This is a genomic window from Delftia sp. (assembly GCF_059499305.1).
In genome coordinates, this window is sequence record NZ_JCABYI010000030.1 from 869430 (window position 1) to 892496 (window position 23067).

Sequence of the window (23067 nt, forward strand, 5' to 3'; positions counted from 1 at the left end):
GCCCGCCACCGCCTGCACAATCGAAGCTTTCCTCATCCGACCAGACACGGGCCCCCGATGACCAGCATTGCACCCTCCTCCGCCGCAGACCCCCGCATTGCCGACGTGCTCGGCTACTGGCTGGGCTCCACCCGCCCCGACAATGCAAGCGCCCTGGCCTGCAAGAACCTGTGGTTCATCAAGTCCGAGGCCACCGACAACCAGATCCGCGAGCGCTTCGGTGCCCTGGTCGAAGACGCGCTGGCCGGCCGACTCGACGCCTGGGCCGGCACGGCGCTGGGCAGGCTGGCGCTGATCGTGCTGCTGGACCAGTTCACGCGCAACCTGTTCCGGGGCACGGCGCGCAGCTTTGCGGGCGACCCGCAGGCGCTGCAGCTGGCGCTGGACGGCATCGCCCAGGGCCATGACCGGCATGCCGACCTGCCCGCCGTGGCCCGCATCTTCTGCTACCTGCCGCTGGAGCATGCCGAGGACCTGGCCCTGCAGAACCGCAGCGTGGCCGCCTTCCAGGCCCTGGCCGACCAGGCCGGCGACACTGGCGGCGAGGGCGTGCGCGAGTTCCTGGCCGGCACGCTGGACTACGCCCACCGGCACCGCGACGTCATCGTGCGCTACGGCCGCTTTCCGCACCGCAATGCCATCCTGGGCCGCACCAGCACGCCCGAGGAACTGCAGTACCTGTCCCAGCCCGGCTCAGGGTTCTGAGAGCGCAGCGGATCTCCTTCACCCACAAAAAAGGGAACGTGCCAACGTTCCCTTTTTTGCTTTCGGCGCCCTGCCGGCATTCAGGCCGGCTGCGCCTGCGGCTGGCGCTCGCCGCCCTTGCGCTCGCCATCGCGCATGCGCAGCGCCCAGCGCTCGATGGTGTAGAAGGACAGCGCCGACAGCACCACCGAGATCGCCAGGCCCAGCACCACGACCACGGGCCACGAGAAGTCGGCGCGCAGATAGCGCACCACCGGGTAGTGCCAGAGATAGACGCCATAGGACAGGCGTCCCAGCTTCACCAGCATGGGCGACGACAGCATGTCGTAGACCAGGCCCGAGCCCTGGCTCACCGCCACCAGCAGCACAACGGCCGCGCACTCCACCACGGTGATGCCCCAGACCATGGCGTCCTGGTTGTCCCATTGCAGCGCCATCAACAGCGGCACGGCCAGCGGCACCCACATGGCGTGGTGCATGCGCGCCTTCAGCGCAGCGATGAAGTCCGGGCGCTCGATCATCAGCGCCGCCAGCAGCGCACCGGCGAACAGGCCCGAGGCGCGGGTGTCGAAGCGGAAGAAGATCTCATAGAAGTGCTGACCCTGGTCCACCCAGTACACGCGCCACAGCCAGCTCAGCGCCCACAGCAGGGCAATCGGGCGCCACAGGCGGCCCGGCTTGGAAAAGCGCAGCAGCAGCACCAGCAGCGGCGGCCAGATCAGGTAGAAGTGCTCCTCCACCGACAGCGACCACATGTGCAGCAGCGTGTCCGGGCTGTCGAAGAAGGCGATGCCGTAGTCGGCCAGATAGAGGATGGAGACCAGCGCATCGGAGTAGATGTCGTTCAGGTCCGGCCACAGCATGGGCGCGAAGATGCAGTACGCGGCCAGAAACAGGGCCAGCGCCGGCATCAGGCGGAAGAAGCGGCGGCGGTAAAAGCGCCAGAAGCCGATGCGGCCCTCGGAATCGTTTTCCATCAGCAGCAGCGAAGTGATCAGATAGCCGCTGAGCACGAAAAACAGGTCGACCCCGAAGAACGCGCCATCAAACAGAGGCGCATGGGAGTGCGACAAGATCACCAACAGGATCGCCACGCCCCTCAGCCCGTCAAGGGCGGGGTTGTAGCGCAGTTTGAAATCCTTGACCACCAAAACCGGACACCTTTCCAACGCCGGAGCAATGGGCCCCGAGCCATGAACAAACCCCAAGAAAATGGAGCACGCGGCCATGGCGCAGCCGGCCCCGAAGGGTGCAACGCATGGTCCAGCGCGATAAGAGAGACGGCACGTCCCAAGGTTCCCGGCGGATGCGGTGAACAGCAATCCGCGTGCCGCGGTGCGGCGCGCCCTGAGGATGCGGGCCACCTCGACGGGCAGCCCTGCGTGCACGAACAAGCCCCGCTTGAGCGGGGCCAGGCCGATGAATTTCAGCGAAATCCAATTCTAGCCATCACCGCCCGGGGACGAGGTTCGATGGACATTCAGCCCGGGATCCGATGCCCCCGCCCTGCCGTCCACCCGCCTTTCTTCGCACGCCGCGAGTATGGGAGGCGCCCTGCAGCCAGAACGTAACAGGAGGTTTGTGCTGGCGCCGCTGCACCCTGGCCCATTCCACCCCGTGAAGCCGCCGGCGCGCACCGGGCCTGGGCGATGGATGTGCCGTCAACAATTTGGAACAAAACGACGCCAATCCCAATGAACACAAGCGTTTACCGCTATCGTTTTTATTCTTCAGGCGTACAGCGGGATGAGACGGCGTCCTGCAGACCCCGGTGCGCGGCACTGTCTGCCTGCACCGGCTGCTGGTTCTTGGCGCGCAGATAGTGCTCGGTGAACAGCGCCAGGTAGCTCTCCAGCGCGCGGCCCGCGCGCCGGTCGCCCGCATCGCCCGTCAGCTCCAGGCACAGGGCGGCCACCTCGCTGGTGCAGAAGTGGTCTTCGCGCTGGGAGCGGCGCAGGCGGTACTGCGAGACCTGATCCGGGTGCAGGCTCAGCACCGGAAAGCGGTCCAGGTAAGGGCTCTTGCGGAACATCTTGCGCGCCTCGGGCCAGGTCGCATCCAGCAGGATGAACAGCGGGCGCCGCTCCTGGCCCGGCACGACCGCGGCCTGGGGCACCGGCAGCGTGTGCACCACGCGCTGCGGCGGCTGTACGAACTCACCGGGAAACACCACATAGGGCTGCCACTGCGGGTCAGCGAGCAAGGCCAGCAGGCCCGCATCGGCCTCGGTGCGCGCCCAGCCGAAGGCGTGCGTCTGCTCCACCACATCGGCGATCAGCCAGCCCGTGTTGCTGGGCTTGAGCGGCTCGGCATCGTGCATCAGCAGGCAAAAACCCGCCCGCGTCGGCAGCATGGGACGCAGCGCGCAGATGCAGTGCGAAGGCCGCAGCCGGCAACCCTCGCAGCGCTCGCCGCGCGGCCCGCCGCGCGACAGGAACGGCCGCGTGCTGCGCGCCAGCCGCTGCGTGCGCAGGCGCGACACCGCATGCGGCGCCACGCCCGAATCCACGCCACGCAAATAGGACAGGGGCACCGGAGACGCCGGAGCCTGGTCAGGCAGCTCCATGCTCATCCCACGCTTTCCAGCTCGAACAGCGGCAGCTCGGCGCGGCGGCTCAGCCACACGCCGCCGCCCAGTTCCTTGAAATGCTCGGCCAGCCCGCGCCGGTACAGATCGGCCCGGTGGCGGAACAGGCGCGGATCGGTCAGATCCTCATCGATCACGCCGCGTTCGTAATCCTCGCGCGCCACCGCCTCCACATACAGACCGCCTCGGCTCAACCGCCCCAGATTGGCCAGCGCGCGCTTGAGATCCGGCGGGCTCAGATAGGGCAGCACGCCCTGGCAGATCACCAGATCGAAGGGCTCTGCAGGATCATGCGCCGCATAGTCCACCACCGAGCCGCGCTCCCAGCCGAAGCGCCCGCACAGGTACTCGCTGAACTCCACGCCGTGGTAGCTGGCACCGGGGAAGTGGCGCTGCACCGCCTCGCGCCACAGACCGATACCACAGCCCACATCCAGCACGCGGCGCACCGGCACCCGCACATAGTTCAGATAGGAACACACGAAAGCGCCCAGCCGGTTCACATGCTCGGTGTCGACCACGCTGGTCTTCTTGTCGAAGTAGTAGCGCTGGTAGTACGCCTCGTCGAACCACTGGTCACTTGCTGATTGCACGCATTCTCCTTGGGGGTGAGCGCCCGGTGGGCGCGTTCGGGCGGGAGTATGGCGCAGAGGGCAGTGGGTATGGGAACGCGTGTTTTTTGCCCCTGCCGGGTGATGCTTTTTTCCGAGGCCGGGCCTGTCCGGTTGTCGACCAATTTCTTGATCGCCCGCATAAGCCAAGACAGTTGCTACTCCGCAAGACAGACTGATTTGCATATCAGATCACAACAACAGCCGCCCAAACATCTAAAAAACTGCGAGATATGACAAAAAGATCAGGATTGCATAATTTTACAAATTCAACCCAACCACTCAATACCCATCATGGCTAACATATCAACGGCAATTACGATATCCAGCAAAATACCAAATTAACACCCATGGGCCATCGGCAGGCCTACATCATTGGTACTAAAATGCTAATAATTGATAGAAATGGAATAGCAATCCACTCCCTTATAAAGCGAGCCATCGCACCCACCATTGAACGTGGTGAAATGAAGGAAATTCATGGCATCATTGTTCATCAAACTGGAGGATCGACAGCACAGTCTTCAATTGATAGTTACAAAAACCCATCAGCAAATGGAGCACATTTCCTGATAGAGAAAGATGGAACAATATATCAAACCGCTTCCCTTTACAAACAAACATGGCACATTGGCAAAATAAAAGCGCGTTGTTTACTGGAAAAGCGATGCACGCCAGTTGAATTAAAATCGTTACAACGCTTCAATCCAACCCAAGAGAACAAGCGCGAGATGCTGAAAAAGGTTCCAGCACGATTTCCGGCCAACCAAGACAGCATTGGCATTGAATTGGTAGGTGAAGCACTTCCTCGTGGCGGGAACATACCAGACGAAAAGAAAACTTATCAGGCCGTTACAAGCGAGCAGAACAATGCACTACAGTGGCTTATCGCGGAATTAACGCTGACACTAAGAATATCTATGAGCGAAGTTTTCAGGCACCCAGAAGTCTCTAGAAAAAATCCTACGAAAGCGATTTCAGCAAAATGGTGAGATCACTATTAACCTTACCCCTGCTAGTTGTTATGGCTAGCACCGCCTCCGCCGCCAATCAATGCACAAAAGGCTCAGAGTTCGAGCCGCCACTGTGCCCACTGATACTTCCCAAGATCAGCCAGATCACCATCCAGGAAAACGCGGCCAAATCGCCCGTCGAAAAAGACCCAGCGGTGAGTTGCGCCAACTTTGTCCTGACCATCTCCCAGGTGCGCCGTTATTTTCAACAGGCAAAAACCACCAACGAAAACGACGCACACTACACGCTAGACTGGTCGCCCTGCTATGCAAGCGGCGAAATCGCATTCAGCGATGGCAGCCGTGGAAGTTGGAGCATCAACCAGTTCCGGGGCGGTGCGCTGTTCCTGGAGGGCAGGGACAAGACGGTATTGCACTGCCCAAAATGCAAGTTCAAGCCATTTCAATGGTGATTGTTCTGGCGCGGCACCACGTTGGCCAATCGCAATAAAAACAGCCGAGTGCAGCTATGGCACATCGGCTATTTGCATTTTGGCGTTTCGACGTCAGGGCTCCAGCCCCGAAAAAACACCGTCCGGCACGGTCAGAAACTTAGGCCTTCGGCGGCCGATGCAACAGGCACAGCTTGTTGCCATCCAGATCCCGCACATAGGCCAGGTACAGCCGGCCACCGGGCGAAGCCTCGCGCCAGCCGGGCGGATCCTCGCAGGTCACGCCCCCGGCTGCCACGGCGGCGGCATGGGCCGCGTCGGCCTGCTCGGGCGACTGCGTCGCAAAGCCGATGGTCGCGCCATTGCCGTGGCAGGCGGCCTCGCCGTTGATTGGTGTGGAAATGGCAAACGTGCCGCCCGCGCTGCGGTAGAAATAGCGGTTCTTGTTGGCCATGCCCGGCGCAATGCCGAGCGCGCCCAGGAATGCGTCGTAGAACTGCTTGGATTTTTCGAGGTCGTTGACCCCGACCATGACGTGGCTGAACATGCCTGTGTCTCCTTGGTTGATGCGAACCGGGATGTTAGCTGCGGCAAGCCGTCCTGCTGTCACCCATGCGCGCCAGCGACCATACTGTCGCCCCCGCCAGAGCCGGCGGACATTGGACCGATACCGCGATACCGAAACCATGCGCCTTCTTCACACTTCCGACTGGCATCTGGGCCAGCACTTCATGGGCAAGAGCCGCCAGGCAGAGCACGCTGCGCTCATCGACTGGCTGCTGGAGCAGGTCGATGCCCAGGCGGTGGATGCCGTGCTCATCGCGGGCGATATCTTCGACACCGGCGCGCCGCCCAGCTATGCGCGCGAACTGTACAGCCAGCTCGTGGTGCGCCTGCACGCGGCGGGCGTGGCCCTGCTGCTGCTGGGCGGCAACCATGACTCCGTGGCCACGCTGGCCGAAAGCCGCGAGCTGCTGGCCTGCCTGGACACCACCGTGGTAGCCGCCGTGGGCGAGACGGCCAGCCACGTGGTGGACTTGCCGCTGCGGCGCCGGCCGGGCCAGCCTGCCGCGCCTGGCTGCATCGTCTGCGCCCTGCCCTTCATGCGCCCGCGCGACATGATGCTGAGCCAGGCGGGCCAAAGCGCCGAGCAAAAACAGCAGGCGCTGCAGGCCGCCATCGAGGCCTGCTACCGCAACGTGCACGACGCCGCCATCGCTCGCCGTGATGCGCTGGCTGCCACACGCGGCGAGCGCCTGCCCATCGTCGCCACGGGCCACCTCACCACCGTGGGCGCCAGCAGCAGCGAGTCCGTGCGCGAAATCTATGTGGGCTCGCTGGACGCGTTTCCCACTTCGGCCTTTCCACCCGCCGACTACGTGGCCCTGGGCCACATCCACCAGCCGCAGAAAGTGGGCGGCCTGGAGCACATCCGCTACAGCGGCTCGCCCATTGCGCTGAGCTTTGACGAGGCCCGCCAGTCCAAGCAGATGCTGCTGGTGGACCTGGGCCCCGAAGGGCTGCAGGCCGTCACGCCGCTGCCCGTTCCCTGCTTTCAGCCCATGGCCTCGGTGGCAGGCAGCCTGACCGCCTTGCCGGATCTGATGCGCGCCGCCGCCCAGGCCGGCAGCCCTGCACGGCCCGTGTGGTTGGAGGTGGTGGTGGAGCAGGACGACTACCTGCCCCAGCTCACCGACCGCGTGCAGGCCTTGGCCGACGAGCTGCCCGTGGAACTGCTGCGCGTGCGGCGCCAGCGCGGCCGGGCGGTGGCCGGCATGGCCGCCGCCGCTGGCGAGTCGCTGCACGAGATCAGCCCCGCCGACGTCTTCGAGCGCCGCCTGGCGCTGGAAACACTGGAGCCTGGCTTGGCCCAGGCCCTCACCCGGCGCTACCAGGAGGTGGTGGCCGGGCTTGATGCGCCCCACCCAGGCGCCGGCGAACACGGCGAGGAGGCCCGCGCATGAAGATCCTTACGCTGCGGCTCAAGAACCTCAACTCGCTCAAGGGCGAATGGCGCATCGACTTCACGCAGGCACCGTTCGCGGGCAACGGCCTGTTCGCCATCACCGGGGCCACGGGCGCGGGCAAGTCCACCCTGCTCGATGCCATCTGCCTGGCGCTGTACCACGAGACACCGCGACTGAAGACCATCTCGGCATCCGCCAACGACCTCATGACGCGCCACACGGCCGACTGTCTGGCCGAGGTCGAATTCGAGGTCAAGGGACAGGTCTACCGCGCCTTCTGGAGCCAGCGCCGCGCACGCGACAGGGTGGATGGCGCGCTGCAGGCGCCCAAGGTGGAACTGGCCCGGGGCGACGGCAGCATCCTCAGCAGCCAGACGCGCGACAAGCTGGAGCAGACCGCCGCCATCACGGGGCTGGACTTCGATCGCTTCACCAAGTCCATGCTGCTGGCCCAGGGCGGCTTTGCGGCTTTTCTGCAAGCCAATGCCAATGAGCGCGCCGGCCTGCTGGAAGAGCTGACAGGCACCGAGATCTACGGCCTCATCTCGCAGAAAGTCTTCGAACGCGCCCGCGATGCGCGCCAGCGCCTGGACCAGCTCAAGGCCCAGGCCGATGGCGTGGAGTTGCTGACGCCCGAGGCGCGCGATGCCCTGCATGCCCAGGCCGACAGCCTGGTGACGGAGCAGGCCACGCTGCAGGCCGACTACCTGCGCACCCAGGCCCAGCACCAATGGCATCAGCAACTGGCCCAGGCCACCCAGACACTGCAGGCCGCCCGCACCGGCTGCGCAGACGCCGCACAGGCACTGGAGCAGGCCGCGCCAGAACTGGAAAGCCTGGCCCATGACGATCCCGCGCAGGCGCTGCAGCCGCTGCACCAGGCCTGGCAGCGCAGCACTGCCGCCTGCGATGACAGCCGCCAGCAACTGCAGCAACTGCGCGAGCACGAACAGCAGACCCAGGCCCGCCTGCTGCTGCAGCACCGCCATGCCCAGGCCCTGTCCGCCCGCCTGGCCCAGGCTGCGCAAGACACCCTGGCCCGCCAGCAGGCCGAGCACCAAACGCTGGAACAGTTCTGCACCCACCATGCAGCCCATGCCCTGCTGGGCGAGCGCCTGGGCAGCTGGCGCCAGCAGTTCAAGCTGCGCGCCAGCCAGCAACAGCAGGCGGCCCACCAGCAGCAGGCCCTGCGCAAGCTGGATGCCGAACAGGCCCGCATGGCGCAAAGCGCCGAAGCCGGCGCGGCCCAGGTCCAGGCCGCCACCGACGCCCAGGCCCGCGCCAGCGCCGCGCTCCAGCACGCGCAGGACGAACAGGCGCAGCGCCTTCAAGGCAGCGGCGGCATGGCCGAGCTGCGCGCCCGCGAGCAGGCAGAGCAGGACCGCCTGCACCTGTGGCGCCAGGCAGAAACCCAGGCCGCGCAGCGCCGCGAACTTGCGCGCCAGCAACAGACACTGGCCCGGGAATTGCGCGAAGGCACAGCACTGGCGCAGCAGCAGACGGACACCTGGCAAGCCCTGCGCACGCGCTACATAGACGTGCGAGAACAGGTCCGCGACAAGCAAAAACTGCTGGCCCAGGAGCAGCGCATCCAAAGCCTGTCCGAGCACCGCCACGCCCTGCAGCCCGGCCAGCCCTGCCCGCTGTGCGGCGCGCACGAGCACCCGGCCGTGGCCGCCTACGAAGCGCTGGACGCCTCGGCCACCGAAGCCGCGCTGCGCCGCAAGCAGGATGAACTCGACGCCCTGCAAACCCAGGGCGAAACCGCCCGCGCCACGCTGGCCGCCACCACGGCCGCGCAGGCTGCGCGCCAGCGCCAGGCCGACGAACTGGAACAGGACATCGCACGCTGGCACGACACATGGAACGACACATGGCAGGGCCTCACGCAACCCCTGCAACTCGCGCCAGACAGTTGGCAACAGGCCGACACCCTCGCCGCATCGGCCCAGGCCTGCGCCCGGCAGCTGGACACGCTCAAGCGCGCCGTGCAGGCCGCCGAGCAAGGCGAGCAGGCCGTGCAACAGGCCAAGGACGCCGCCCAGCACAGTCGCCAGGCACTGCAGACCGCGCAAGGCCAGCTTGCGCTGCAGCAGCAGGCCCTGGCCGACCACAGCGCACGCCGCGAAGAGCTGCAGCAATCCATCGCCGGCCTGCAGGCCGAAGCCCAGGCGCTGAACGCGCAGTTGCAGGCTTCGCTCGGCGAGGCCGGCCACACCCTGCCCGACGACGCCCAGCCCTGGCTTGAGGCACGCGAAGCCGAATGGCAGCACTGGCAGCAGGCCCGGCACGACCTGCAGCAACTGGCCCAATCGATGGCCTTGCAGCGCAAGGAATGCGAGGCGGCCGAGGCCGATTCGCAGCGCTGGAAAAAGCAGTCGGAAACACAGTGGGAGGCACAGTGCAAGGTGCAGAGAACGGCGCAGCACCATCCCGTCGATACGGCTGTGGCAGAGCCGCCTTCACTCCCCATACCGCCCCTGGAACAGCTGCCGCAGGCCCTGGCCGAATGCGCCAGCGACATCGCCGCTCTCACGCGGCAGCAGGATGCCCTGCAAGGCCAGCAGCAACAGGCCCAGGCCACGCTGGCCCGCCAGCGCGAGGAAGCGGCCCAGGCCGAATCCGCATGGCAGGCCGCCCTGAGCACCAGTCCCTTTGCTGACGAACCCTCCTACCTGCAGGCCCTGCTCCCCGCACCCGAACGCCAGCGCCTGGTCGCGCTGCGCCAGCAACTGCAGGCGGCACAACAGCGCGCTGCCACCCTGCTCGAAGCCGCACAGCGCGAGCACGCGCAACTGCAGGCCCAGGCCCTGACCGAGGCGGCGCCCGAAGAAATCCAGGCCCGCCTGCAAACGCTTGAGGAACGCCGCAACGCACTCAGCGAACAACTGGGCGGCGTCCGCACCCAGCTGGCCGACGACCAGCGCCGCCGCCAGGGCCAGCAGGCCCTGTTCGAGCGCATTGCGGCCCAGGCCAGCGACAGCGAGCTGTGGCAGCACCTGGACGGCCTCATCGGCTCGGCCAAGGGGGACAAATACCGGCGCTTTGCCCAAGGCCTCACGCTGGACCACCTGCTGCACCTGGCCAACCTCCACCTGTCGCGCCTGCACGGCCGCTACCTGCTGCGCCGCAAGCCCGAGGGCGAGCTGGAACTGGACATCGTCGACAGCTGGCAGGGCGACACCCCGCGCGACACGCGCACGCTATCGGGCGGCGAGGCCTTCCTCGTCAGCCTGGCCTTGGCACTGGCCCTGTCGGACCTGGTCAGCCACAAGACCTCCATCGACTCCCTGTTCCTCGACGAAGGCTTCGGCACGCTCGATGCCGACACGCTGGAGATCGCACTCACCGCGCTGGACCGGCTCAACGACAGCGGCAAGATGATCGGCATCATCAGCCACGTGGAGGCGCTCAAGGAACGCATCGCCGTGCAGGTGCGGGTGGAGAAAGGCGGTGGCGTGGGGCATTCGAGGCTGGTGGTTGCTTCGTGATCCGAAGCGTTTCAAAATCTCTTAGGCTGTTGTTTTTAAAAGAATTTCGGTATAAAAGAGAAATTCTCAAAAAAATACCGAAATGCAAGACCTCCAGCCATCAGCGGCCCGCCAGTACATAGACGCCGTATCCACCTTCGAAGCCCTGGAAGAAGCCCGGGATGAAGGGGCTCAAGTACGCGGTGGCATGTATTGGCATGCGGGTCCGGCGTCGTCTCCTCAATCCAGCTACCTGATCCGCACCACGCCTGCGGGCGCCGAAACCAGCCTCGGTCTTCGCACGCCGGAAACCGAAGCCATCTATGAACGCTTCATGCAGCGCAAACAGGAAAGCGCCGAGCGTTTGGCCGGGCTCAAGGCCGCATTGGCCCAGCACCAGCGACTGAATCGTGCGCTGCGCGTAGGCAGGGTGGACCCGCTGGTGGTGGAGCTGCTCAACCGTCTGTCGATCACCGGGCTGAGTCCGCACTTTCGCGTGGTAGGAACGCATGCGCTTTACGCGTACGAGGCAGCAGCCGGCTTGCGGCTACAGGCAGATGCCCTGGCCACGCGCGACATGGACCTGTTGTGGGATACCCGCAAGCGGCTGCAATTTGCCACGCAACTCGCCCGCGTAGACAGCTCCATGCTCGGCGTACTGAAGAAGGTGGACAGCACGTTCCGCCTGCGCAAAAGCCAGCTCTACACGGCCGTCAACAAAGACGGTTTTGAAGTGGACATCATCCGTCGCGAACGTGTGGCAGACGATCCCCACCCCATCAAACTCAGCGACGCCGAGGAAGACTTCTGGGTGGCCCAGGCCAGGCGTGCCAACGTGCTGCTGGATGCGCCACCGTTTTCAGCCGTCATCGTCGCCAGCAATGGAGCCATGGCGCGCATGCATACCGTCCACCCGGCAACCTTCGTCGCGTTCAAGCGATGGATGGCCGGCCTGCGCGAGCGAGAGGCCATCAAGCGCAGGCGGGATGTACTGCAAGCGGACGTGGTGCAAGCGCTGGTGGACGGGTACTTGCCTCTATGAGTGCTTTCGGATACGTCTGAGACCTGTGCAATGTGTGAGCAGGCAGGCCTGGGTTCAACGCACATATGGGAAGTCATTGCGTGCCACTGCTTTGCTCTGCTCTGCAGCTCAATACAGAACTGTCACCAAACTGCCTCCCAACGCCTGCACCATCCTGCGGGCACGGCCTGCGTGGCCGCCGTTCACTCCTTTTCAAGGACCGTTCCATGCAAGTGCGCTTTCCCAATCCCTTCGGCCTGGCCCTGCCCGACGCCCAGGCGGTGCGCGAGTACCAGGCCGCGCAAGGCTTCTCCGACGCCTACGCGCAGTTCCTGATCACGCAGAACGGCCTGGACTTCGACCGGCTCGAAGCGGCGCCCGACCGCGAGGACTACCTGCAGGCCGACGACGAGACCGGCGACAACCACGCCTGGCTGCGCACCCTGCACCACTTCCGCGCAGGCTCGGAGCACTGCGACGTGGAGGACCACCAGCGCGAGAACCTGTTTGCCGCGCACTTCATGGTCATTGGCCATGACCCCGGCGGCAACCCCTTCGTGGAAGTGCTGCACGGCGCCTTCAAGGGCCGCATCGGCAGCCTGGACCATGAGCTGTTTGCGGGCTGCGAGGACCTGGAGCAGTTCCTCGAAGAAATGGAACTGAGCGGCTTTGCCGGAGCCAGCGTGGACGAGCAGACCGACATGCTTTGCGACGAAGACCAGGGCCTGATCTGGTTCCACGCGCGCAGCCTGGACAGCTTCTTGCAGCAATGCGTGTTCTGCGACGAGGACGGCTCGGGCTTCGTGGTGGACGAGCCGGGGTTGGAAGAGGATTGAGCCACGGGGCGGGCCTTGCCCGCAACCTGGCAGACAGCCAGAAGGCGTTGAAGCAGGCCGAGGCACAAACGGCCAGCGCGCTGGAGCAGTGCGATATGGATATCAGCGGAACTTCACCGGCTGCACGCCCCGGTGCTTGGGCCTGACCACCACGGTGCCCGCAATCTTGTCGTGCCAGCCTTGCTTGCGCGGGTCAAAGGCCACCCAGATCAGCCCCAGGCACAGCGGGATGATGGACACGAAATAGGCCAGGTAGCGAATGACGGCCTGCTGTGTGCTCATGTCCGCGCCGGTCTGCGCGTCCACGATCCTGGCGGAGATGATCATCTTGCCCGGCGTCGCCTGTTTCTTGATCCAGAAGATGACGACGGCAATGGCAGGCAGCACCCAGGAGATGACGAAATCGGCCGGGCCGTGCAGCAGTTTTTCGGATTCCAGGTATTCCCATCCGTAGATGGAGATCAGGGCCGGCAGCATGAGCACGAGCAGGATCACGGTGTCGATCAGCGCGGCGCCGGTGCGGGCCCAGAAGCCTACGTATTCGAGATCGTCATCCTGCATGGTGCGCCCTGGTTGGCATATGGGGCTGCCAGTGTGCCACCTCGGTGCCCCGCCAGAAATGCCGCGCAAGGCCAGGGCCTGCGCGGCAGCGTTGCGGCGGCCTGTCGGTCGAACTATCGATCAAATACCGCCTGCAGGTCCTTCTGCCCCGTCACGCCGGACTGCAGCGCCAGCATCAGCAGGATCCGCGCCTTGGGCGCGCGCAGGTCGTCGGCCATGACGGCGCCGGCCTCGAACGAGGTCTTGCCGCCGCCCTCGAAGCCGTAGCTGGGCATGACGCGGCCGTTGTGCACGCGCGTGCTGACGACCACGGGCACGTTCTTGCCGATGGCGTACTTGGCGGCATCGAGCATGGCGACGTTCATGTTGCCCATGCCCAGGGCGTCGATGACGATGCCCTTGACGCCACGGTCCACCGCCTGGCGAACGGCCTGGCCGTTGGCGCCGCCGTACATGGGGAAGATTTCCACCTCGGGCATGGTCTGCGCCTGGATGGGCAGGTGCTGGCGGCGCGCGGGGGCGGAGGCGAAGCTGACGCGGTCCGGGTAGACCTCGCCCAGAAAGCCGAACTCACCCGAGCGGAAGGTCTCCACGTTGGCCGTGTGTGTCTTGGTGACGTAGCGCGCGGCGTTGATCTGGTTGTTCATGGCCAGCATGGCGCCCTTGTCGCGCGCCTTGGGGTCCACGGCGATGCGCACGGCGTTGAGCAGGTTGCGCGGGCCGTCGAAGTCGGACACCGAGGCATTGCGCTGCGCGCCGATGAGCACGACGGGCTTGGACGACTGCACGGTCAGGTCCAGCCAGAAGGCGGTTTCCTCCAGCGTGTCCGTGCCGTGCGAGACGATGGCGCCGGCCACCTCAGGGCGGGCCAGGGCGGCCTGTACGGCCTGGGTGAGCTGCACCCAGCGGGCCGGGTCCATGTAGTCGGAGGGCACGTTGGACAGGTTGTTGACCTGGATACGCGCGTACTTGCCCACGTCGGGCACGGTGGCCAGCAGGTCGTCGCCCGAGATCGCGGGCACGGGCGCGTTCTTGACCGGGTCGATCTTCATGGCGATGGTGCCGCCCGTGGCGATGAACTGGACCACGGGCTTGTCCTGGGCGGCGGCGCTGGTAGCAATCATGGGCAGGGTGCAGGCAGTGAGCAGGGCGAGGGCGGTGCGGCGGAAGGCTTTCACGGGTGTTGTCTCCTTGTTGTGATGTCAAGGAGCATGCTAATCATGGCGTGCGGCCGGCCCGCGCTGCCGGACCTGCGTGAAACCCTGATGGACAGGCGCGGTCAGTGCATCAAAGCGCCAGCGCGGCCTCGATGTCCGTGGACAGCTTGGCCGGCGCATCCTGCGGCGCATAGCGGCGGATGACCTGGCCGTCGCGGCCGACGAGGAATTTGGTGAAGTTCCACTTGATGGCCTTGGTGCCGAGCACGCCCGGCGCCTCGGCCGTGAGCCAGCGGTACAGCGGGTGGGCGTTGGCGCCGTTGACGTCGATCTTGCCCATGAGCGGGAAGCGCACGCCAAAGTTCAGGTCGCAGAAACTGGCGATTTCCGATTCGCTGCCCTTTTCCTGGGAACCGAACTGGTTGCACGGAAAGCCCAGCACCACCAGGCCGCGCTCGCCGTACTGCTCATGCAGCGCCTGCAGTCCCGCGTACTGCGGCGTGAAGCCGCAGGCGCTGGCGGTGTTGACGATGAGCAGCACCTTGCCACGGTAGTCCGACAGGGGGACGGCCTGGCCCGTGATGGAGGTGGCCTCGAAGTCGTAGGCCGAGCGGGGCGCGGCGGCGGTGTCATTCATGCGGATGCTCCTGAAGTGGAGCATCCATGGTAGCGCCGGGACACCCGGGGGCGCGCTGGCCGGGCATGGGGATGCGGACTTGTCTCACAGACAGCAGGCGGCCAAAAACTTACCTTGGAAGGCAACAGGCGGGCACAGCGGCCCGCCTGGTCCCGTTTCGCTGGCAGGTGTTTACAAGCCGCATAGGCGCATGCCTGCCGTAGTTTCCGTCCCACGATGAAGAGACCACCTGTATGAACACCAACAGCACCCCCACGAAGCAAGCCAAATCCAACCCCGGCAACGGCCACTTGGCGCTGGACCCCAAGGCCCTGGAGGCTGCCAAGCGCAGCCTGGACGATGGCGCCGTGACCCCGCATTTCGGGCCCTGGCGCGAGGACATCATCAAGCTGCTCAATGACTCGCTGGCCACCGAGCTGGTGTGCGTGATGCGCTACAAGCGCCATCACTTCACCGCCGTCGGTCTGGCCTCGCCGGCCATCGCCGACGAGTTCCTGGTCCATGCCAACGAGGAAATGGCCCACGCCGACAAGCTGGCCCAGCGCATCGTGCAGCTGGGCGGCGAACCCGACTTCAACCCCCAGACGCTGACCCAGCGCAGCCATGCCGACTACAACGGCGAGACGGACCTGAAGGCCATGATCCGCACCAACCTGATCGCCGAGCGCGTGGCCATCGAGGCCTACAGCCAGATGATCGACCTGATCGGCGACAAGGACCCGACCACGCGCCGGCTGATCGAGTCCATCCTGGAGCAGGAGCAGGAACACGCGGACGAGCTGTCCGACTGGCTGGAGAAATAAGCACTTCCCGCCAGTACACGCCAGCCCGACAATACCGGGGCTTGGCCCATAGGCAAGGCACCCCGCGCGAGCGGGGTGCCGCTTTTTTGGGCATTCTCTAGCCTTCGCGGAATGGTCCCGCCCTATCGGCCCTGATGTCCTGTCATCAGGGCCGTCTTGCAATATGCGCTTTTCTTTCAATGACTTGAAGCTGCCCGACGCTGTACTCGCAGCCTGGCAAAGGCTGCTGGCCAGCCGCATCGGCCAGCGCGTGGCGGCCCTGCCCTGGTGGCACCGCTGGCCCACCCGGCGCGAATGGCTGCTGTTCGCCGCTGCGCTGCCGCTGCTGTTCGCGCTGTATGTGCTGGCCCTGATCCCGTTCACGCCCGGCATCCGCGACATACGCAAGGCCAAGCTGGAGCAGCCAGCCCAGATCATGAGCGCGGATGGCAAGCAGCTCGCGCAGTTCAAGCGCAGCAACCGGCAGTGGGTGAAGCTCGACGAGATGTCGCCCTCGGTGATCAAGGCGCTGATTGCCACCGAGGACCACCGCTTCTACGAGCACCACGGCATGGACTGGCGCCGCACGCTGGGCTCGGTGGTGCACACGCTGCGCGGCGATCCGCAGGGCGGCTCCACCCTCACCCAGCAGCTCGCACGCAACCTGTACCCGACCGAAATCGGCCGCGCGCCCACGCTCAACCGCAAGCTCAAGGAGGCGATCACGGCCTTCAAGATCGAGGCGCTCTACACCAAGGACGAGATCCTCGAGACCTATCTGAACACCGTGCCCTTCCTCTACAACGCCTTCGGCATAGAGATGGCGGCGCGCACCTATTTCGACAAGCCGGCCGCGCGGCTGACGGTGCTGGAAAGCGCCACGCTGGTGGGCATGCTCAAGGGCACGAGCTACTACAACCCCGTGCTCAACCCCGACCGCGCGCTGTACCGCCGCAACACGGTGCTGTCGCAAATGGTCAAGCGCGGCGTGCTGCAGGAGGCCGAGTTCGCCCAGCTCAAGAAGCGCCCCATGCGCATCAACTTCGAGCGCCAGGAAGAGCCCCTGGGCATGGCGCCGCACTTCGCGCAGCATCTGCGCAAGTGGCTGATCGACTGGGCCGACCGCAACGACTACAACATCTACACCGATGGCCTGGTGGTGCACACCACCATCGACTCGCGCCTGCAGAACTGGGCCAACCAGGCCGTGGCGCGCCAGACGCGCACGCTGCAGGGCGTGGCCAATGGCGCCTGGAGCCAGCGCGACGGCTGGAACGCCTCCAACCCGCTGGTGCAGCAACTCGTGCGAGAGACCCCCGCCTGGCGTGCCGCGCGCAAACGCGCGGACAGCCAAGGCAAGGACAAGGCAACGGACAAGGACAGCGAGGAAGACACCCTCAAGGCCCTGCTGGCCGACAAGGCCTTCATGAAGCAGCTGCGCGAGGATAAGACCCGCGTGCAGGCAGGCTTCGTGGCGCTGAACCCGGCCACCTCCGAAGTGCTGGCATGGGTAGGCAGCCGCGACTTCACGCAGGACGCCTACGACCACGTGCAGCAGGCGCGGCGCCAGCCCGGCTCCACCTTCAAGCCCTTTGTCTATGGCGCCGCGCTGCAGCAGGGCGCCACCCCCGACGACAAGCGCGTGGACAGCCCCGTGGAAATCCAGCTGGCCGGCGGCGAAGTCTGGCGCCCCACCGACGCCACGCCCCCCACGGGCCGCGAGATGACGCTGCGCGACGCCCTGGCCTACTCCAAGAACACCATCACCGCCGAAGTCATGCAGTCCGTGGGCCCCGCCCGCGTGGCACGCCTGGCGCGCGCCCTGGGCGTGCGCCAGAGCCCGCTGGACGAGGTTCCCGCCCTGGCCCTGGGCAGCAGCCCGGTGTCACTGCTGGAAATGGTCAACGCCTATGCCAGCCTGGCCCACGGTGGCCGCTGGCTGCCACCCATGATGGTCACGCGCATCGAGGACGCCGACGGCAAGGTCATCGCCGAATTCAGCCCGCCCAAGCCCGAGCGCGCGCTGGACGAAGACCACGCCTACGCCCTGGTGGACATGCTGCGCGCCGTGGTGGACAAAGGCACGGCCGTGGCCGTGCGCCAGCGCTACGGCATCCACGCCGACGTGGCCGGCAAGACCGGCACCACCCAGGGCAATGCCGATGGCTGGTTCATCCTCATGCACCCGGAAATCGTCACCGGCGCCTGGGCCGGCTTCAACGACGCGCGCATCACCCTGCGCAGCGACCGCTGGGGCCAGGGCTCGCGCAGCGCCCTGCCCATGGTGGGAGACTTCATGTCCCGCGCCCTGCGCAGCCCCGTCATCGACGCCAAGGCCCGCTTCGAGCCACCCGAACAAAGCCACTGGTGGTCCGACATGGTCGGCCGCCTGCGCGAACGCATGCAGGGCTGGTGGCCCGACCAGCAGCCGCCCGCACAGCCCGGCCAACCCGCCACCCCGGAGCCGGCGCCGACCCCTGAACCCGCACCCGAGCCCACGGAGCCACCCGGCCCGGGCCTGTCGCCCGGCGAGGAAATCATAGAAAGCACCCCCGCCCTGCCCGCCCCCAGCATCCCCCTCACCCAGGGCACGCTGGGCCCCACGGACCAGCGCGCAGTGCAGGAAGCCACCCCCACCACACCCGCCCTGCCCGGCGGCGAAGACGCCCCCGCAGGCACCGGCGTGGTGATCACGCCGATCCAGCCCTGACCCGGCTGGCTGTTGGCTGTTGGCTGTTGGCTGTCGCCAGCCTCCCCCTTCTGCCCACGCCTGCGTTGGGCGGGATGCGGGGTGGCAAGCCTGCCGAAGGACAGGCTTGCTTCGTTGTCTAGCTCGCCGTGATGTTTGAGTGAAGCGCGCAGCGCGCAACGAGTTTCACGGCGCACCCCGCATCCCGCACAACGCAGGTCGCCCGCAGCGAAGCGAAGGGTCGTGGGCAGTGGGGCGCGCTTCTTTGCCTACTTTCTTATCGCGCGATAAGAAAGTAGGTCGGCCGCCGGGCCGAAACCCGGCCTCGAAAAACAACCACCCGGCAGGGACAAATCCAGCGAAAGAACCAAAGCACAAAGAGTCACCGCGAAGTCCGCGTATGACTCACATTGGCATCCACAGTCCCAAACACCGTCACCCCACTGCCACTGGACGCCTGGCTCCCCGCAACATCCCCAGGCACCCCGCCCGCACAGCCAGCCAGCCCCACACTCAGGGCCACCAGCACCATCGCGGCCAGCTCACGCATGCCGTATTTCATCGCAATCTCCTTGAACTCCGGCGCAACCGACCGGCACAGCCCATGTTAGCCGCGCCACCCTGCCGCCCCGTGAGCGAAGGTAATCACCCTTCGAGGTAAAGCGCAGCCAGCCGCTCGCGTGCCGCACTGTCGATGCCCAGCGCATCCCGCAGATACCCTTCCATCCCCCCGAAGTCGGCCCGCACCATGTCGGTGGCGGCCGCAAGGTAGGAGGCCTGCACGCGCCACAGCACATCCATCACTTCGGCTGGCATGGGGGCGAAGGTGGTGGCGGGCCGCTGGTAGAGCTGGTTGGTCAGCAGGTAGTCCTGCATCACGGTGTCCTCGTCCACGCCCAGCGCGGTGAGCAGCAAGGCGGCAGCCCAGCCCGTGCGGTCCTTGCCGGCCGTGCAGTGGAAGACCAGCGGATCCTGGCTGTCCAGCAGCAACTGGAACAACTGTGCAAAGCGCGGTGCGTAGGCGTGCACGAAGCTGCGGTAGGTGTCCTGCATCAGCTCCTCGGCATGGGCGGCCGTGAGGTCGTTGCCTGCGGCGATCAGGGCACTGGCGCGCTGCACCACGGTGGGCTCGACGATGAGCGCATGGCGGGCAATGCCCGGCCATTCGTAGGCCAGGTGGGCGCTTTCCATCTTGCCCCGGAAGTCCGCGCTGCGCGCGAGCTTCAGGCCCTGCAGCACGTCCAGGTCCGCTGCGCTGAGGCCGGCCAGGTGGTCGGCACGGAACAGCGTGCGCCAGCGCACGCGCCGGCCATCCAGGCCCGCGTAGCCACCGAGGTCTCGGAAGTTGGAGGCGCCGTCCAGGCGGATGGAGCGCGAGGGCGCCGGGGAGGAAGCAGCGGCGGCAGCCGCTGCCGGGGTGAGCATTTCGGTATCCATGCCCGCTAGATTAGCCCAAGCATGTGTTGCCCCCATGTCAGGCCGGCGACCCGCTGGTGTAGAGCTCAAACACTGCCCTCAAAACTGGCGCGCCCCAAAGCCAGGGACACCGAGGAAGGGCCTAAGCCGGCCGCGCCGCCCCGCACCGAGGGTGTCGTCCCCCTCCCTCGCGGAGCGAGTAGAGAGGGGGAAGGCGCGTAAGCGCCTCAGGGGGTGAGATGTTTCCCCACGATGCCGGCCAGCTCGAACATGTTCACGCTGTCCTTGCCGAAGACGGGCCGCAGCTTGTCGTCGGCGCGGATGACGCGCTTGTCCTTGGGGTCCTGCAGGTTCTGGGCCTTGACGTATTCCCACAGCTTCTTGACCACTTCGGTACGCGCCACCGTGCCTTCGCCGATGACGGCGGCCAGGGCCGCGCTGGGCTGCAGCGTGCCGGCAGCCGGCTTGCGCGCAGTCTTGGTGGCGGTCTTTGCCGTGGTCTTGGCCGCGGCCTTCTTGGCAGGTGCCTTCTTGGCCGGCGCGCTCTTGGCGGCCGCCGTCTTGCGCGGCGGGTATTTGCTGTCGCGCTGCTCGAACTCGAAGTTCACCTTGCCGGCCGCGCCATCCCAGACCAGGAAGGCCTTGAAGCTGCGCCGCGTGCGGTTGGAGACGAACTTGTCCAGCAGGTCGGTCTTGCCGGTCTGCAGCAGCTTTTGCATCTGCTCGCGCTCTATGGGCTGCTGCAGGATGATCTGCCCGCTCTTGAAGTCGCAGCTGGGCGTGGCCTGGGCCAGCGTGGGCACGGCCTTGGCGCAGACGTAGTTGCTGCCGTGCTCGAAGACGGGCGCGCCGCACTTGGGGCAGGGGCCCAGCGATTGCTGGCTGGCGAAGTCCACCAGCTCGCCCGTGTCTTCGGAAGCGGCGTCGTCGCCAAAGTCGAACTCGAGCTTGTAGTTGCCGCCTTCCTCGTCGCGCACGATGGTGACTTCGGCCACGAAGGGCCAGCCTGCCTTGGAGCGAAAGCCGTCCAGCGGGCCCAGGCGGCGGTCGCGCAGCAGTTGCTCGGCCTCGGCCGTCTCGAAGGTGCGACCGGCCGGCGACTTGGTGAACGAGAAGCCGCAGCCCGCGCCCTGGCCGTCGCTGCCCGTGCAGCCGTAGCGGCGGTAGTTCTCCTTGACCACGCCGCCGCAGTTGGGGCAGGGCGTGGACAGGGTGGCGTAGTCGCCGGGCACGGTGTCTCGGTCGTATTCCTTGGCCTTCTTGACCAGCTTTTCCGTCATGGACTGGATCTGCTGCATGAAGGCATCGCGCGAGAGCTGGCCCTTTTCCATCTGGGCCAGCTTGTATTCCCATTCACCGGTGAGGTCGGCGCGCGAGAGCTCTTCCACGCCCAGGCCGCGCAGCAGCGTCATGAGCTGGAAGGCCTTGGCCGTGGGAATCAGCTCGCGGCCTTCGCGCAGCATGTACTTTTCGGTCAGCAGGCCTTCGATGATGGCCGCGCGCGTGGCAGGCGTGCCCAGGCCCTTTTCCTGCATGGCCTCGCGCAGCTCGTCGTCCTCCACCTGCTTGCCCGCGCTTTCCATGGCGCCCAGCAGCGTGGCTTCGGAGTAGCGCGCGGGCGGCTTGGTCTTGAGGCCCTTGGGATCGACCTGGCCGGCGCGCGGCTGCTCGCCGGGCTGCACCGCGACCAGGGGCTGGCCCTTGTCGCCGTCCTTGCCGCCTTCGACCTCGTTGGCGGCCTCCTTGCCGTAGATGGCCAGCCAACCGGGCTTGACCAGGATCTTGCCTTCGGTCTTGAAGCTGTGCTGCTCGACCTTGCTGATGCGCGTGGTCACCTGGTGCTCGGCACTCGGGAAGAACACGGCCATGAAGCGGCGCACGACGAGGTCATAGAGCTTTTGCTCGGCCTCGGACAGGCCGCTGGGCGCCTGCGTGGTCGGGATGATGGCAAAGTGATCCGACACCTTGCTGTTGTCGAAGATGCGCTTGGTCGGGCGCACATAGTTCTCGTCCAGCGCCTGCTGGGCAAAGGGCGCCAGGTGGCGCATGCCGCTGCCGGCCAGCATGGCGAAGGTCTGGTGCGCCACGGGCACGTAGTCCTCGGGCAGGGCGCGCGAGTCGGTACGCGGGTAGGTCAGGGCCTTGTGGCGCTCGTACAGGCTTTGCGCCAGCGCCAGCGTGGTCTTGGCCGAGAAGCCGAACTTGCCGTTGGCCTCGCGCTGCAGGCTGGTCAGGTCGAACAGCAGCGGGCTGGCCTGGGACGTGGGCTTGGACTCCTCGGTGACCTGGGCCGGCTTGCCGCGCACGGCGTCGGCGATGGCCTGGGCGTCGCGCTGGTTCCAGATGCGGTCGGCGCGGGCTTCCGCATCCTCGCTCTTCTTCCATTGGGGATCGAACCACTTGCCCAGGTACTGGCCGGCCTGCGCGTCGAAGGCGGCATGCACTTCCCAGTAGTCGCGGCTGACGAACTTGCGGATCTTTTCCTCGCGCTCCACCACCAGGGACAGCGTGGGCGTCTGCACGCGGCCCACGGTGGTCAGGAAGAAGCCGCCGTCGCGCGAATTGAAGGCCGTCATGGCGCGCGTGCCGTTGATGCCCACCAGCCAGTCGGCCTCGGAGCGGCTGCGCGCCGCGCTGGCAAGGCCCTGCATCTGGCTGTCGCTGCGCAGGTTCTGGAAGCCGTCGCGGATGGCCTGCGGCGTCATGGACTGCAGCCACAGGCGCTTGACCGGCTTGCCCAGGCCCTTGCCGTCCGGCTTGGCACCTGCAGCGTACTGCTCGATCAGGCGGAAGATCAGCTCACCCTCGCGGCCCGCGTCGCAGGCGTTGATGAGTTCGGTGACGTCCTTGCGCTTGGCCAGCTTGACCACGGCATTGAGCCGGCTCTTGGTCTTGTCCACGGGCTTGAGGTCGAAATACGGCGGAATCACCGGCAGGTTGGCAAAACTCCATTTGCCGCGCTTGACGTCGAATTCCTCGGGCGCCTGGATTTCCACCAGGTGGCCCACGGCGCTGGTCACGACGTAGTGCTCGCTCTCGAAGTATTCATCGTGCTTGTCGAATTTGCCCGCCACCGGAGTCAACGCGCGGACGATGTCCTGCGCGACCGAAGGCTTCTCAGCAATCACCAGGGTCTTTGTCATTGTGTGTACTCGTCATTCCCCGCAGGAGCTGCATGTCGCATGCCTGCGCTTCTACAATCCATGGCTCACGCGTGTACGTA

General features: G+C 66.0%; 18 protein-coding genes. 9 read left to right on the forward strand and 9 right to left on the reverse strand.

What is annotated here, in order from left to right; translation table 11 throughout:
- Positions 1–57 precede the first annotated feature (57 nt).
- Positions 58–705, forward strand: coding sequence for a DUF924 family protein (locus AC5I49_RS20605; RefSeq protein ID WP_252652339.1), 648 nt, complete (start codon positions 58–60; stop codon positions 703–705).
- A gap of 80 nt (positions 706–785) precedes the next feature.
- Here AC5I49_RS20605 and AC5I49_RS20610 read toward each other — a convergent pair whose 3' ends face one another.
- The 3 genes from AC5I49_RS20610 to AC5I49_RS20620 form a co-directional block, all read right to left on the reverse strand.
- A complete protein-coding gene (locus AC5I49_RS20610) occupies positions 786–1934 on the reverse strand; it encodes an acyltransferase family protein (protein WP_016449864.1) in 1149 nt (382 codons plus the stop codon).
- 494 nt (positions 1935–2428) lie between these two features.
- A complete protein-coding gene (locus AC5I49_RS20615) occupies positions 2429–3277 on the reverse strand; it encodes a tRNA-uridine aminocarboxypropyltransferase (RefSeq protein ID WP_209799322.1) in 849 nt (282 codons plus the stop codon).
- Positions 3274–3885 (reverse strand): class I SAM-dependent DNA methyltransferase, encoded by a 612-nt coding sequence (locus AC5I49_RS20620; protein WP_016449866.1) that lies wholly within the window; start codon positions 3883–3885, stop codon positions 3274–3276. Before AC5I49_RS20620 ends, AC5I49_RS20615 begins: the two co-directional genes overlap by 4 nt.
- 368 nt (positions 3886–4253) lie before the next feature.
- On the opposite strand from AC5I49_RS20620, the gene AC5I49_RS20625 reads away from it, so the two are divergent.
- Together AC5I49_RS20625 and AC5I49_RS20630 are read left to right on the forward strand one after the other, a co-directional pair.
- Entirely contained in the window at positions 4254–4895 is a 642-nt protein-coding gene (locus AC5I49_RS20625; RefSeq protein WP_495789815.1) for a peptidoglycan recognition protein family protein, read from the forward strand.
- Positions 4896–4927: 32 nt separating this feature from the next.
- The gene (locus tag AC5I49_RS20630) at positions 4928–5329 is read left to right on the forward strand and encodes a hypothetical protein (RefSeq protein WP_016449868.1); all 402 of its coding nucleotides are present in this window, start codon (positions 4928–4930) and stop codon (positions 5327–5329) included.
- 139 nt (positions 5330–5468) lie between these two features.
- On the opposite strand, the gene AC5I49_RS20635 is transcribed toward AC5I49_RS20630, so the two are convergent.
- On the reverse strand, positions 5469–5855 hold the full coding sequence (locus AC5I49_RS20635) for a VOC family protein (protein WP_012202828.1): 387 nt from the start codon (positions 5853–5855) through the stop codon (positions 5469–5471).
- 139 nt (positions 5856–5994) lie between these two features.
- Between AC5I49_RS20635 and sbcD the strand changes: the two genes are divergently transcribed.
- From sbcD to AC5I49_RS20655, 4 genes are all read left to right on the forward strand, one after another.
- The gene (gene sbcD / locus AC5I49_RS20640; protein ID WP_495789816.1) at positions 5995–7272 is read left to right on the forward strand and encodes an exonuclease subunit SbcD; all 1278 of its coding nucleotides are present in this window, start codon (positions 5995–5997) and stop codon (positions 7270–7272) included.
- Entirely contained in the window at positions 7269–10766 is a 3498-nt protein-coding gene (locus AC5I49_RS20645) for an AAA family ATPase (RefSeq protein ID WP_495789817.1), read from the forward strand. Before sbcD ends, AC5I49_RS20645 begins: the two co-directional genes overlap by 4 nt.
- Before the next feature lie 82 nt (positions 10767–10848).
- Entirely contained in the window at positions 10849–11787 is a 939-nt protein-coding gene (locus AC5I49_RS20650) for a GSU2403 family nucleotidyltransferase fold protein (RefSeq protein ID WP_026062422.1), read from the forward strand.
- A gap of 206 nt (positions 11788–11993) precedes the next feature.
- Positions 11994–12602 (forward strand): hypothetical protein, encoded by a 609-nt coding sequence (locus AC5I49_RS20655; RefSeq protein WP_203400114.1) that lies wholly within the window; start codon positions 11994–11996, stop codon positions 12600–12602.
- A 102-nt stretch (positions 12603–12704) separates the two neighbouring features.
- On the opposite strand, the gene AC5I49_RS20660 is transcribed toward AC5I49_RS20655, so the two are convergent.
- From AC5I49_RS20660 to AC5I49_RS20670, 3 genes are all read right to left on the reverse strand, one after another.
- Positions 12705–13163: an RDD family protein gene (locus tag AC5I49_RS20660; RefSeq protein WP_034366881.1), complete on the reverse strand. Its 459-nt coding sequence runs from the start codon at positions 13161–13163 to the stop codon at positions 12705–12707.
- Between the two features lie 113 nt (positions 13164–13276).
- The gene (locus tag AC5I49_RS20665; protein ID WP_016452086.1) at positions 13277–14341 is read right to left on the reverse strand and encodes an asparaginase; all 1065 of its coding nucleotides are present in this window, start codon (positions 14339–14341) and stop codon (positions 13277–13279) included.
- Positions 14342–14450: 109 nt separating this feature from the next.
- Positions 14451–14957, reverse strand: coding sequence for a glutathione peroxidase (locus tag AC5I49_RS20670; RefSeq protein ID WP_013804566.1), 507 nt, complete (start codon positions 14955–14957; stop codon positions 14451–14453).
- 233 nt (positions 14958–15190) lie between these two features.
- Between AC5I49_RS20670 and AC5I49_RS20675 the strand changes: the two genes are divergently transcribed.
- Complete coding sequence (locus tag AC5I49_RS20675; protein ID WP_016449875.1) at positions 15191–15760, forward strand: ferritin-like domain-containing protein; 570 nt, start codon at positions 15191–15193, stop codon at positions 15758–15760.
- Positions 15761–15923: 163 nt separating this feature from the next.
- Entirely contained in the window at positions 15924–18449 is a 2526-nt protein-coding gene (locus tag AC5I49_RS20680) for a penicillin-binding protein 1A (protein WP_312840831.1), read from the forward strand.
- Positions 18450–19073: 624 nt separating this feature from the next.
- Here AC5I49_RS20680 and AC5I49_RS20685 read toward each other — a convergent pair.
- The gene (locus AC5I49_RS20685) at positions 19074–19853 is read right to left on the reverse strand and encodes a tyrosine-protein phosphatase (RefSeq protein WP_016449410.1); all 780 of its coding nucleotides are present in this window, start codon (positions 19851–19853) and stop codon (positions 19074–19076) included.
- Positions 19854–20071: 218 nt separating this feature from the next.
- A complete protein-coding gene (locus tag AC5I49_RS20690; protein WP_016449409.1) occupies positions 20072–22987 on the reverse strand; it encodes a DNA topoisomerase III in 2916 nt (971 codons plus the stop codon).
- Between the last annotated feature and the right edge of the window lie 80 nt (positions 22988–23067).